The sequence below is a fragment of the Cohnella cholangitidis genome, assembly GCF_014107495.1.
Lineage (GTDB): Bacteria > Bacillota > Bacilli > Paenibacillales > Paenibacillaceae > Cohnella > Cohnella cholangitidis.
Genome location: NZ_CP041969.1, coordinates 327104 through 338679, shown reverse-complemented (window position 1 = coordinate 338679; position 11576 = coordinate 327104). Strand labels below are relative to the sequence as shown.

18 protein-coding genes are annotated in these 11576 nt (G+C 38.6%); 17 read left to right on the top strand and 1 reads right to left on the bottom strand.

Going from position 1 to position 11576, the window contains the following annotated elements; all coding sequences use genetic code 11:
* Positions 1 to 232: 232 nt before the first annotated feature.
* The 5 genes from FPL14_RS01685 (at position 233) to FPL14_RS01665 (ending at position 3025) form a co-directional block, all read left to right on the top strand.
* Positions 233 to 964: an alpha/beta fold hydrolase gene (locus FPL14_RS01685; RefSeq protein ID WP_182301386.1), complete on the top strand. Its 732-nt coding sequence runs from the start codon at positions 233 to 235 to the stop codon at positions 962 to 964.
* Positions 965 to 1008: 44 nt separating this feature from the next.
* A complete protein-coding gene (locus tag FPL14_RS01680; RefSeq protein WP_229263744.1) occupies positions 1009 to 1272 on the top strand; it encodes a tautomerase family protein in 264 nt (87 codons plus the stop codon).
* A 200-nt stretch (positions 1273 to 1472) separates the two neighbouring features.
* On the top strand, positions 1473 to 2000 hold the full coding sequence (locus FPL14_RS01675; RefSeq protein ID WP_407644638.1) for a DinB family protein: 528 nt from the start codon (positions 1473 to 1475) through the stop codon (positions 1998 to 2000).
* 11 nt (positions 2001 to 2011) lie between these two features.
* The gene (locus FPL14_RS01670) at positions 2012 to 2488 is read left to right on the top strand and encodes a GNAT family N-acetyltransferase (protein WP_182301385.1); all 477 of its coding nucleotides are present in this window, start codon (positions 2012 to 2014) and stop codon (positions 2486 to 2488) included.
* Between the two features lie 60 nt (positions 2489 to 2548).
* Positions 2549 to 3025 (top strand): hypothetical protein, encoded by a 477-nt coding sequence (locus FPL14_RS01665; RefSeq protein ID WP_182301384.1) that lies wholly within the window; start codon positions 2549 to 2551, stop codon positions 3023 to 3025.
* 273 nt (positions 3026 to 3298) lie between these two features.
* Here the strand turns inward: FPL14_RS01665 and FPL14_RS01660 are convergent, their stop codons facing one another.
* Positions 3299 to 3547: a hypothetical protein gene (locus tag FPL14_RS01660; protein WP_182301383.1), complete on the bottom strand. Its 249-nt coding sequence runs from the start codon at positions 3545 to 3547 to the stop codon at positions 3299 to 3301.
* Between the two features lie 449 nt (positions 3548 to 3996).
* Between FPL14_RS01660 and FPL14_RS01655 the strand changes: the two genes are divergently transcribed.
* From FPL14_RS01655 to FPL14_RS01605, 12 genes are all read left to right on the top strand, one after another.
* Entirely contained in the window at positions 3997 to 4662 is a 666-nt protein-coding gene (locus tag FPL14_RS01655; RefSeq protein WP_182301382.1) for a B-box zinc finger protein, read from the top strand.
* A gap of 25 nt (positions 4663 to 4687) precedes the next feature.
* The gene (locus tag FPL14_RS01650) at positions 4688 to 5266 is read left to right on the top strand and encodes a glycoside hydrolase family 16 protein (protein ID WP_220471204.1); all 579 of its coding nucleotides are present in this window, start codon (positions 4688 to 4690) and stop codon (positions 5264 to 5266) included.
* Positions 5263 to 5493 carry a glycoside hydrolase family 16 protein gene (locus tag FPL14_RS30670; protein WP_220471203.1) on the top strand — a complete coding sequence of 77 codons (231 nt, stop codon included), beginning with the start codon at positions 5263 to 5265 and terminating at the stop codon, positions 5491 to 5493. The genes FPL14_RS01650 and FPL14_RS30670 overlap by 4 nt, the downstream gene beginning before the upstream one ends.
* A 51-nt stretch (positions 5494 to 5544) precedes the next feature.
* Entirely contained in the window at positions 5545 to 5745 is a 201-nt protein-coding gene (locus FPL14_RS01645; protein WP_182301381.1) for a DUF4177 domain-containing protein, read from the top strand.
* 479 nt (positions 5746 to 6224) lie between these two features.
* The gene (locus FPL14_RS01640; protein WP_182301380.1) at positions 6225 to 6746 is read left to right on the top strand and encodes an SMI1/KNR4 family protein; all 522 of its coding nucleotides are present in this window, start codon (positions 6225 to 6227) and stop codon (positions 6744 to 6746) included.
* 171 nt (positions 6747 to 6917) lie between these two features.
* Entirely contained in the window at positions 6918 to 7694 is a 777-nt protein-coding gene (locus FPL14_RS01635) for a Cof-type HAD-IIB family hydrolase (protein WP_182301379.1), read from the top strand.
* A gap of 23 nt (positions 7695 to 7717) precedes the next feature.
* The gene (locus FPL14_RS01630; RefSeq protein ID WP_182301378.1) at positions 7718 to 8380 is read left to right on the top strand and encodes an HAD family hydrolase; all 663 of its coding nucleotides are present in this window, start codon (positions 7718 to 7720) and stop codon (positions 8378 to 8380) included.
* A gap of 49 nt (positions 8381 to 8429) precedes the next feature.
* A complete protein-coding gene (locus tag FPL14_RS01625; protein WP_182301377.1) occupies positions 8430 to 8681 on the top strand; it encodes a hypothetical protein in 252 nt (83 codons plus the stop codon).
* Positions 8682 to 9002: 321 nt separating this feature from the next.
* Entirely contained in the window at positions 9003 to 9455 is a 453-nt protein-coding gene (locus tag FPL14_RS01620) for a GNAT family N-acetyltransferase (protein ID WP_182301376.1), read from the top strand.
* Positions 9456 to 9692: 237 nt separating this feature from the next.
* A complete protein-coding gene (locus tag FPL14_RS01615) occupies positions 9693 to 10304 on the top strand; it encodes a hypothetical protein (RefSeq protein WP_182301375.1) in 612 nt (203 codons plus the stop codon).
* A 45-nt stretch (positions 10305 to 10349) separates the two neighbouring features.
* Positions 10350 to 10919, top strand: coding sequence for a hypothetical protein (locus FPL14_RS01610; protein ID WP_182301374.1), 570 nt, complete (start codon positions 10350 to 10352; stop codon positions 10917 to 10919).
* A 30-nt stretch (positions 10920 to 10949) separates the two neighbouring features.
* Positions 10950 to 11573: an HAD family hydrolase gene (locus FPL14_RS01605; protein WP_182301373.1), complete on the top strand. Its 624-nt coding sequence runs from the start codon at positions 10950 to 10952 to the stop codon at positions 11571 to 11573.
* The last annotated feature ends 3 nt before the right edge of the window (positions 11574 to 11576 follow it).

Below are 11576 nucleotides of genomic sequence, written 5' to 3'. Positions count from 1 at the left end.
TGGAAACTGTCAATTGGAGAAAGAATTTAAGAGACAATTTAAGCAGCTCTTAAAGGGCGTTCACATCCAATAACATGGCATTCACGCTACGGGACTTACTGTCAGCATTGTAAAAGTGGAAATAGCTCAGACAACACACGACCCAGCCTAAGATAGGAGTTATCTAAGGCTGGGTCCGTTGTGAGTGCGGGGAACGTTATAGGAAAGAAACCACTAGCAAGGAGGCAGGGATATGAAGGTCATATCTGATTTTTATCTTCGTAATAATTTCAGAATGCATTTTATTGATTCACAACCGGTATCGGACTCTACATTGGCTCCAGTTTTAATTTGCCCTGGACTATCGGAAACTGCTGAAGAATATACTGATTTTTTAGAGCAACTATTACCTAGACGCGGAATTGTTCTTTCTTTTCGCGGTCGAGGGAGGAGTGACTCTCCAATATATGGTTATGATTTAAGTGATCATATAATTGACATTGAAGGAATCGTAGAACATTTACAACTAAATAGTTTTCATCTATTTGCTTATTCAAGGGGAGTACCCTATGCAATTGGATTTGTTAATAAGTTCCCTGGAAAACCGAAAAGCATTATTCTTCAAGATTACCCACCGATGCATAAGAGAATGCATGAAGGATGGGCCGATGACTACATCAAGAACTATTTAATACCTTATCAAAGAACAGATAATATTTCAGAGATAGCAGTTCGTGGAATAGAAAGAGACTCAAATCAAATTCGATTTGATAATAACATTTCAATACCCATATTAGTATTAAGAGGAATGAAAGAAGGATCCTTAATAAGCGATGAAGATGTAGTGAAGTATAAGCAGCTTAATAAGGAATGTGAAATCATCGAGTTTTTTGAATCAGGACATGACATTAGGAATACAGAAAAAGATAAGCATCTACAGGTAATCCTAGATTTTATCGATCGAACCGAGCTGAACCGAAGTTGAAGCAACTTAAAGTAGCGCATCCTCATTCAGGATTGAAATGACTTATGCAAGGGGCAGCAGCATGTTTTTACCTTATTCCAAAAGTCAGGAGACAAAGAATGCCGTATATAAATCTTCAAATTACTAAGGGCGCAACTCGTGATCAGAAAGCGCAAATCGTAAAAGAATTTACAGACACTTTGATAAATGTTCTAGGGAAGAAACCAGAACACACACATATAGTCATTCAGGAAATTGACGAAGAGAATTGGGGTTTTGCAGGAATTTTAACAGATGAGTATAGAAGCAAGATTAAAGAAAGGACTTGAAGAACATAGTTTCTAATCGTCCTTGTACATAAAACAATTACTTCACTAAAACAAAGATTGCATGACAACGAAAACTTGTTACGACTTCAGCTAAGCGAAGGATATCAACTGCCTGAGGATTATTATGAGTTTCTTTTGATCGCTCAAGGCTACAAGCAGAGAATAAATTCTGGGAATGGTAAGCTAACAGGAGGAAAAACATGATAAACATGAACAATATTTATCTCATTACGGATATACCGGGATATACGCCACAAATTAGCCGTTTATTGTCGATGATGAACTATGCAAGACATACAACGCTAGAATCGACGAAGAATTTAACCGTAGATCAACTGGATTATTTACTAGACTCTGAAAGCAATTCAATAGGCGCATTGTTGTTGCATTTTGCTGCGGTAGAATACGCGTACCAACTGGAAACCTTTGAAAAAAGAGAATTGAACGAAGAAGAGTTGTCGATCTGGGGAGCGGCGTTGGATCTCGGTGATGAAGGACGGAAAAAGATTAAGGGGCATGATCTCGATTATTATTTGGATAAGTTAAATGAGGTTAGGAATCGAACATACGAATTATTTAAAACCGTTGACGATAGCTGGTTGTACCTAGAAGAAGAATTCTGGTATAGCAAACAAGCTAATCATTATTTTATGTGGTTCCATGTTTTTGAAGATGAGATCAATCATAGAGGCCAGATCAGAATGATAAGGAAAAGATTAAAAGGATAAGGTGATCGAAGATGATTCGAGTTGAACAATGTACTTTCGATGACTATGAAGGTATTAATGAATTATTTCGGAAGTTAATCAACGAGATTGTCATCAAGACAACCGGTAATCCGAATCTATTTAATATTACGGATACGTTGGAGATTTTTAAGGAAAGCCTGAATAACGGGATGTATAGTATTTATAAGGCCATTAATCAGGAGCAACAAATGATTGGTTTTATTTCTCTTTGTGAATGCTTATCCCTTTATGCCAATGGAAGATTCGGAATCATTCAAGAATTGTACGTACTTGAAGAATATCGTTCCATGCGCGTGGGAGAAGTATTGATATCGTTCGTAATTAGTCTAGCTAAAACGAATGGGTGGAAGCGGTTAGAAGTGTGTACGCCGCCTTTACCAGAATTCGAAAGGTCGTTTTCATTTTATTTGAAGCAAGGATTTGAAGTCACTAGCGGTAAGAAAATGAAAATACTGATTGACTTGTGAGTATCTTTCTTGAAGGCCAAAAATGATTAGTCGTTATACGAAGTAAAGGCGGAAGATAGATTGACACAAAACTTATTCAACACATTTATTATTCTAGCGAGCCGACTAAACCAAGATTTAAATATAACGCCACTACTATACGGATCCTTGGGCTTAGAACTAATTACAAATAGCCAATTAAATCCTCAAGATATAGACGTATTAATTCCGGAAGAATTCATTCAAGAGCGCTGGAATGATCTATTTACCTTAATGACAGTACTAGGGTATACATTGATCGATCTTAGAGAACATGAATTTTTGAATGATAAAATCCGAGTTGCATTTGCAAAAATTGAAGAGCTGAACGAGTTTGCAGGGGTCGATGTGGAATTAGTCAAAACGCTAGAACATAAAGGAACTGAATATAAATTACTGAATCTTGAACAATACCATAGGGTGTATAAAAGATCATCGATTGATGGATACAGAAGTATAAAAAAGAATAATAAGGATTTGGAAAAGATTAATTTGATTGAAAGCCAATTGAGAGATTAGATTGTTGATATTGCTGAGGTGTTATTTAATGGGACTATTCGGACCCGAATTTCCCCGTTTTCTATAAACATCAAGCTTACGTATTAGAAAGAACAAATGGAATTATTTATTTTGGATTAGAGCCAGGATGCCACGCTGCCAGATTTATTTGGAAAGACAATCGTGGCAAAGTTTTGTATGCGATGTCGGAACATGGAGGTCATCAAAAGAAAAAAACCGCCTAACTGATTAGGCGATTAATTTCAAATTTTTATCTGACAGCGCAGAGACCAATCATGCGGCTGGGCCGGTTGCTTCACGATGATCGTGATTAAGTTCAACGGGAGATTCGTCGTCTGCGACTTTATAATATTTCTCGTACATATGAACCGGTACCATCAGGCAGCAGCCCACTAATAGCAGGCAGAAGGCGAAGAAACCGTAAACACTTATCATGTCTGAAATGAGCTGACCGCCTTCAGAGGCTAATTTTGCTACACTTTCACCGATTGGGGGCAGGTTCGACATAAAATGCATGTTCATTGTAATTCCTCCAATTAAATATTAATTTAGTGGGAATCAGAGTCTCCGGATTAGAGCAAGCAGCTTGGGGTGTCTCCGATAAGAGTGATTGATCATTCTTTCTGATTTATATATTAAATCGCTTAGTATGCGAGTGATGTGACGGATATCACAATCAATGAAAATCATTGAAAGTCACGTGATAAATTGGCTATCCAATTTGCTTCGGAGGCTTTTTTTTCATGGAAATTAGGGGAATCTTAGAAAGCAGAATTTGAAAGGCTGGGTTATAATACCAATAAGAATGCGGATCAATGAGATCGGAGAAATCCAGGAGAAAAGCAAATAAGGATGGATACAAAAAGTATTTTATAGGGTGATAAGGCCGTAAAGCATGTGACATAAGGAAATTGAAATTGATCATGTTCACACAACTGAGTTAAGAAACTTCTAAACCAAGAGGTATAACCATGAATTGTTATTATCATGAGACTTCTGAAGCTACAAAGTATTGCATTCATTGTAAGAAAGCCCTGTGCGATGAGTGTTTTCATTCTGGATATCCAGACTATTGTTGGAGTTGCGGACTCGAACATGATAATAATTTAGGAGCTGCCGAAGAGGACTATCCTTACTCGAAGTGGTTTGAAAATAGTATAGTTCTGTATAGTCTTCGTAAATTGTTTGCTGCTCTAGGGTCCTGCTTTATATTCACCATATTTATGTTCATTTGGTTTGGTTTCTTAGGGGTAGATGAAGTTGAGGCCGTTGTAATGTATGTTGGATTATTCACTTCAATGATTGTGTACACCTATGGGATCATCGTATCGCTATTAATTGACTTTGCAGCACGATATATTCAATCATTGAGAGTATGGTATTTCAACGTAACAATGTACTTAGTGGTTGGACTTCTGTATCCATTCTTTGCGGATTTAAACGTGGGCATCCATCTTAATATAGGGTTTGATAAATCAACTTTTGCTATTGTGGGAGGAATTGTATCTTTACTATTCGTTGGGCTGCAGAGAAGCAAAATTAAAAAGGAACTAATAATAATCGGTGGCTTAATTTCATTACTTCCAATGGCGATCATTGTACTGATACTCATAGATGTATTAATCACTGGTGCATAGAGGAAAAATAAGGAGAAGATAAACTTTGTCCATTATTGATTTTCCAAGAAATATCGAGAAAACAGGCTATAAATTAGTGTTCAATGATGATTTTGATTCACATGATCTTGACCGCGATAAATGGTTTCCCTACTACTTGCCTCAATGGAGTAATAGAACCAATTCTAAGGCAAATTATCGAATTCAAGATAGCCAATTAATATTGCAAATAACCGAAAACCAACTGCCGTGGTGTCCTGAGTTTAATGGGAACGTTAAGGTTAGCAATCTCCAAACCGGCGTGTATTCTGGACCTATAAATAGTGTAAATGGCCAACATAGGTTTTCAAAAAACTGTCTCGTTAGAGAAGAACAAAGGGAAGAAAGGCTGTTTACGCCTCAGTATGGCTATTTCGAAATTCGAGCTAAAGGAACCAATGACCCTAACAATGTTTTTGGGTTTTGGATGATTGGATTCGAGGACCTCCCGGAACGTTCCGCGGAAATATGTCCTTTTGAGCTGAAAGGCTGGAATGCACAACCCGATAAGTCCACGATAGGGTTCGGTATTCACCCGTTCGGTGATCCGGATATGGAAGACGAGTTTTTCGAAAAGAGTTCTTGATAGACGCTACTAAGTTCCATATCTATGCGGTCAATTGGACGCCTGATGGCGTTGATTTTTATATCGATAACAACCTGATTCATCAATCCAAACAATCTCCGCGATATCCCATGCAATTGATGCTGAATATCTATGAAATTCCGTCGAATGAAAGCGGCTCAATCCAAGCTCCTAAATATCCAAGCGAATTCACCATTGATTATATTCGTTGTTATCAGAAGGAATAAGCATTCCTGCAACAGTGAAGAAAAAACAGCCATAAAGGAGAGAAAATCAAAATGGAACAATGGGAATATAAAACGATCAAATTTAAGACAGGCGGATTTCTAGGTGGGAAGATTGACCCTGAGGAGTTCGAAACGGAATTGAATCAGTATGGGATTGAAGGATGGGAACTTACTTCTTGCTTCGATACAAGCATGTCGCAGGGGGCATCTCGGGATATCATTATTGTTTTTAAGCGAAGGAAGAAATTTTAGTATAAGGGGGAGAGCATTGATTCATCTTTACAGCCTAATTATCCCTATTGCTATACTGCTGCCTAATCTTCTATTCTTTGTGATACCGCCTAGAAATACACCTAATAATGAACAGAATCATATAAATCCCATCTTCAAAATAGCAGAGGGAGTTGGGAGACTAGGCGTATTCGTTCTCCCCATTTTCTCGACTATGCACATGGATAGAAAGTATGAGGTTCTAGCTTTAATAGGGATGTTAGTGTTCCTGTTGTTTTATTACTCTTGTTGGATCCGATATTTTATTGGCAACAGGGAATATCATTTGCTTTTCTCGTCGATCCTCGGAATCCCGGTTCCTTTAGCAATTAGTCCAATCCTATATTTTTGTTGTGCTTCGGTGATTTTGCACTCCCCTTTCATGTTCCTTAGCAGTTTGATATTGGCAATCGGCCATATTCCTATCAGCTTAAAATCAATCAATTGAAGAGGTACAACATATGATAAAACAAGCTGAGTTGCTATGGCAGTTGATTATCGAAAAAGGCACATCACAAGAGGCGGATTTTGAACAATCCTTGAATCTGCAGCCGGGGGCGAAAGAAGAAGATTTTCAGCTTTTAGAGAGTGTTCTTGGTGTCGCGCTCCCGGAAGAGATGAAAGAATTGTATCGGGTACATAACGGCCAGAATTGGGAAGTAGGAGTTAATCCTTTCGTAAGAAATCTGACGCTCTCCCCTATATCCGAAATCATTGACAATTGGAGCTTTCTGCAGGAAGAATTTGATCCTGATGATTTAGAACCGGATATCGACAATGAAATTAAACCAGTTCTATGGAATCCGAAATGGATTCCAATCGCAACGAACGGGGGAGGGGATTACCTCTGTCTCGATACAGATCCATCAATAACGGGCGTTACAGGTCAAGTACTGTATTTTTGGCACGATTGGGGTAGCCGGTCCGTTAAGGCGAAAAGTCTGTTTGATTTTATTGAAATATGCTTGAAAGAAACGGACTGAATACCAGAAGGGGACAGGGAAAAAGAAATAAGCAACAAGTAGCCGCGCGCGAATCGAGGAAAAGCTCCTCATGTGCTGCGGCTTCTTTCTTTTGCGATTGATTTTGAAGAGCAGAATTAGAAAGACTGGGTTATAATACCATTTAAGACCAGGGAAATTAGGGGGAACGCAATGAAATTCTCAGCAATTGTTCTGGATCTAGATGGGACGCTTCTTAACTCGGATAAGCAAGTATCGGATCGAAATTACAAGGCCATTCTTAACTGTCACCGGCAAGGAATGAAAATCATCTTCGCAACGGCAAGACCTCCAAGAGCCGTTAAATGGTTTTTGCAAGAACCATTATTAACAATTGGTTCATATATTTATTACAACGGGGCTTATATTAAATGCGATTATACAGGGATACATCATCATGAACCCATTAAAGCAACAATCGCAGCCGATGTCTTGGATTACTGTTTAAGCCGTAATTCCGATCTAGACATAAGTATTGAAGTGCAAGACGAATGGTTGAGCTTAAAGGAATATGATTATGAAACGCTTATGAAGGTAAAAGGCAATCCTATTGTTACACCACTGGAAAAGCTCAGAAAACTAGACGCGACCAAAATCCTTTTTTTCGGAGAACTCGATGTTAACTTGCTTGAAGAAAAATTCGCGACAAGATTAAATATACTGGTAACGGATAATGGGGATCTTGTTCAGATGACATCCATTCAAGCTTCCAAAGAGAATGCGGTAGCATGGTTGTGTAAGAGCTTGGATGTGCCTCTCGAAAATGTAATCGTCTTCGGAGATGATTATAATGACGTCGGATTATTTAAGACTTGCGGGTGGCCAGTGGCAATGGGGAATGCGGTAGAGGAGTTAAAAAGACTTTCGAAAGAGATTACGGATACTAATGATAACGACGGAGTGGCCAAGACTTTGGAAAGGTTAATCTAAGCTGCCTGGGAGTGGAGGTAATCATGGATCACATTAAAGCGATTCTATTCGATTTAGATAACACCATTCTCGATAGAACTAGTACGTTTAATAAGTTTACGAATACATTTGTTAATGTTTACTTCAACCATATTGAGTCGAATCAAGGAATTATCGATAAGATCATTGATCTAGATCAAGATGGGTACAAGGACAAGAGCGAACTATTCTCGGAACTTATTGATCAATTATCGTGGAAGGCGAGACCTTCACTGACAGAACTGTTAGATTTCTATAGAACAGAGTATGTTAACAGTGCAGAGTTAATGGATCGAGCAAGAGAAGTTGTAGCTCACGCAAGAAAGAAGTATCAAACGGGATTAATAACGAACGGAAAGACGGAAATCCAATATGGAAAGATTGATCGATTAGGGATTAGAAACGACTTCGATTTGGTCATCGTGTCCGAAGAAGCCGGAGTTAAGAAACCCGATCCAACAATATTCCAAATGGCTCTTGAGAAGCTACAGTTAAAGCCCGATGAATGTATATACATTGGAGACCACCCGACTAATGATATTGAAGGAGCAGCAAAGATTGGAATGGAGACGATATGGGTTAGAGTTAATCACCCATGGAAAGAGGATATTGTGGCAAAACCATTACATACAATTGATAAGATAAGCGAATTGTTGGAGTTGCTTTAGGAAGAGGCAACAACCTTTATACCTAACGATAGGATATAGGAGGGTAGAAATGGATAAGAACTTTAATCCGTATAACGACAAAACCATTCATACTACACAACCTGAAACTCTCAAAGAATTTACAGACCGGCAAGGGTTTAATGATGTCATTAAGCATTATGATGCAGTAAACGGTTTTCTGCTCCCCAAACAACTTAATCACTTTCCAAGTCCTCTAAAACAAATTATACGGTGGGCGATTATATTAAATGTTGGCGTATACGTTGGATTTATTATCTATCAACTGATTAAGTTACTGTAATAATCGCAAGAAAGGAAGTATGAAAATGGGAAATAACTTGTATAGAAAATTAGGGACTATATTCATGGTCATTAGCGGATTAATATATTCATTCGAAAGGTTAACGGCGAGAATATCGTCATCCATTATAGAAGCTGGTCATGCATCAAACGGGCATAGTATTGAAATTAAACCCGATTATCCAGGTTTTTTTGATAATTTTTTTGTTTGGTTTTTTTTATTAATTGGATTCGTTTTACTCGCATACGGATTCCCTAAGAAGCCAGTGGGAGATTGACCTGTCATTAGTATGCCAAAACAAGTTGAAAAGAGGATAGCTCATTGATAATTTCAAAAGCGGAGATTACTGACCTTAATCCGATTCTCAACCTTCAGTATGAAGCTTATCAGAGTGAGGCGGAGATTTATCAAGATTATAATATACAGCCGCTCAAGCAGAGTATAAGCGAACTGGAAGAGGAGTATAAGTTGGGTGTCATCTTGAAGGCCACTTACCATAGTGAGATTGTCGGATCTGTAAGAGCAACGGTTGAAGATGGCATTTGTAAAATAGGCAAATTAATAGTAAAACCCGAGTTTCAAAACCAAGGAATCGGAAAGAAGTTAATGAATGAAATTGAAAAATTCTATAGCGAAGTGAAACAAATTGAACTTTTTACTGGGCATAAAAGCTTAAAGAACCTAGAGTTTTATAAGAATAGGGGATATCAGAAATTCAAGGAAGTTGAAGTAAATGAAAGTCTGATCTTGATTTATTTGCGTAAGAAAGCTTGAGAGCTATTAAATACTAAGGAGCAATATAGCGTGAATTCTCTAATAGAAATATTCAGATCGTCACAATATGTAAACAAATTTAGAAATTATAAAATCGTGATAAATGGTATCGAAAAAGGGACGGTTGGAGACGGGAAGGCTGTAAAAATTCATTTGGAACCAGGAGATGATTACCTATATCTAGAGAGAGTCACTTAGGAGGATCCTGAATTGATCTCTTATATCGGGAGTCTTGTTATGAAAATGAATTGGAGAAAATGGATAGCTCTTCTTACCTTAGTTGTTGCACTTCTTATAACCGCATTATGGCAAACCGGATGGATGGGGTTGTGGAAGGAAGGGATGGCCTATATCGCAAATGATACCAAAGATTTCACGGATAAAAGCGGCTATGTCATTCATGGGGAATATTCCGTCACGATCGACCTTTCGGATTTGGCAAGCAACGTCGGAAAAGAATTATACAATGACGGGGATCATAAGATCTATGTTGCTTGGGTACAAAATTCGGGCAGCGCGAATTCAGGCGGGTATGAAATCGGGTTCCGTTCCTGCGGACCTTATTCTTTAAGCGGAGCGACTTTGATTTCCGGAGTGCACCATCAAGCTTTAGGGCCCCAAATGTTTACCTCTAGGAATGTTGCCCAAATGACAGCAGAATACAAAGGTAAATCTTACAATGGTTCAGAAGCGGGACATGGCGGATTAAATTATAAGAATGGAGATGATTTTTCTTTTTATATTTTTCCGTCGGATGCTTATGCAGATAACGAAGTTACGGTTAACGAGAGCGGACAAGTGCGCATTGCGATATCTAATCTATATAAGAATGTTTGGAGCAAGGTCTAAAACTTTACACGATGTCGTATAGGGCATTCTCAGAAGGAGAAACCAATGAGCGAATTTAGCGAAAGCTATCATCTCTATTCAACCGATCAGAACGAAGGAATAAAGCTACTAAAAAAGGCATGGATACGTGGATTTGTTTTGCCGGAAAGCAATCATTGGGTTACCGTGCTGCCGAAAGGCTCGAAATTCTTGCCGCTTAAACGTTTGATAGCGGTGAATTCTGGTATATTAGTCCATCTGATACATGCAGAAGACCATGGTTGGTCCTTCAGTATATACGATGGGAATAAACGCAGTTGTCATTATGAATGCACGTGGGAAGAAGAATTGGAGATCAACCAGGACGACTATAACAGGGACAGAATCGTTGAGTTGGTTAATTCGAATCCCCACAATCCAAATCCGGTGACTCCATTAGATATTACTAAGATATTTTACATTAGAGATATGGAGGACTTGTTCGAAAAAGAGCCTGTCGACCAAATCGCGAAGTTGCTTGGATTATCGAATTATGAATGGCTTTCCTATGATTACATGGAGAGTGAGTTTAGGGACAATGAACAGGAGCTTCGTAATAAAGGTATAATTTCCGTTAAGAGCATTATGAGTTTCTAGTCAGAAACTCCATGAAGAGGTGTGAGACTTTTGTATAAAACAATTCTATTTGACGTTGATGGAACACTCATTAATACCGAGACTGCCGTACTTGGCTCCCTGCAGAAGATGCTGTTATTGGAATATGACAAATCATATAGCTTTGAGGAATTAGCATTCGTGTTAGGAATTCCGGGTTCAAGATCGCTGCCGCAACTCGGAATACAGGATGTTGATAGAGCCAACGAACTTTGGAATATGTACATGAGACAGTTTGAGGATACGATACATGTTTATCCTGGCATACAGGAAACAATGGAACAATTGTCATCAAGAGGCGTTCAAGTTGGAATTGTAACCTCCAAAACACGAACTGAACTGACGGATGATTTCGAACCATTTGGTTTAATGAAGTATCTATCGATTGTAGTGTGCGCGGATGATACCGAGTTACATAAACCGAATCCAGAACCGATTTTGAAATTTCTGGAGAAATCTAAAGCAGATCCGAGTAAATCCATTTATATCGGAGACACCATATACGACTCTCAGTGCGCAAGGGATGCAGGCGTTTCGTTTGGATTGGCCGTATGGGGCGCGAACCCAGCTAATAAGATTCCTGCGCAGTATTACTTGAATCATCCGAATGAAATCATTAAGTTGGCAGATTGCTAGGTC

What these genes read in the sequence shown, in the direction of transcription:
- FPL14_RS01670 (WP_182301385.1), top strand. Translation starts at nt 2,012, where the DNA reads ATGATTCGAGTTGAACAATGTACTTTCGATGACTATGAAGGTATTAAT.
- FPL14_RS01615 (WP_182301375.1), top strand. Translation starts at nt 9,693, where the DNA reads ATGAAAATGAATTGGAGAAAATGGATAGCTCTTCTTACCTTAGTTGTT.
- FPL14_RS01640 (WP_182301380.1), top strand. Translation starts at nt 6,225, where the DNA reads ATGATAAAACAAGCTGAGTTGCTATGGCAGTTGATTATCGAAAAAGGC.
- FPL14_RS01610 (WP_182301374.1), top strand. Translation starts at nt 10,350, where the DNA reads ATGAGCGAATTTAGCGAAAGCTATCATCTCTATTCAACCGATCAGAAC.
- FPL14_RS01660 (WP_182301383.1), bottom strand. Translation starts at nt 3,547, where the DNA reads ATGAACATGCATTTTATGTCGAACCTGCCCCCAATCGGTGAAAGTGTA.
- FPL14_RS01635 (WP_182301379.1), top strand. Translation starts at nt 6,918, where the DNA reads ATGAAATTCTCAGCAATTGTTCTGGATCTAGATGGGACGCTTCTTAAC.
- FPL14_RS01655 (WP_182301382.1), top strand. Translation starts at nt 3,997, where the DNA reads ATGAATTGTTATTATCATGAGACTTCTGAAGCTACAAAGTATTGCATT.
- FPL14_RS01645 (WP_182301381.1), top strand. Translation starts at nt 5,545, where the DNA reads ATGGAACAATGGGAATATAAAACGATCAAATTTAAGACAGGCGGATTT.
- FPL14_RS01675 (WP_407644638.1), top strand. Translation starts at nt 1,473, where the DNA reads ATGATAAACATGAACAATATTTATCTCATTACGGATATACCGGGATAT.
- FPL14_RS01685 (WP_182301386.1), top strand. Translation starts at nt 233, where the DNA reads ATGAAGGTCATATCTGATTTTTATCTTCGTAATAATTTCAGAATGCAT.
- FPL14_RS01680 (WP_229263744.1), top strand. Translation starts at nt 1,009, where the DNA reads ATGCAAGGGGCAGCAGCATGTTTTTACCTTATTCCAAAAGTCAGGAGA.
- FPL14_RS01630 (WP_182301378.1), top strand. Translation starts at nt 7,718, where the DNA reads ATGGATCACATTAAAGCGATTCTATTCGATTTAGATAACACCATTCTC.
- FPL14_RS01625 (WP_182301377.1), top strand. Translation starts at nt 8,430, where the DNA reads ATGGATAAGAACTTTAATCCGTATAACGACAAAACCATTCATACTACA.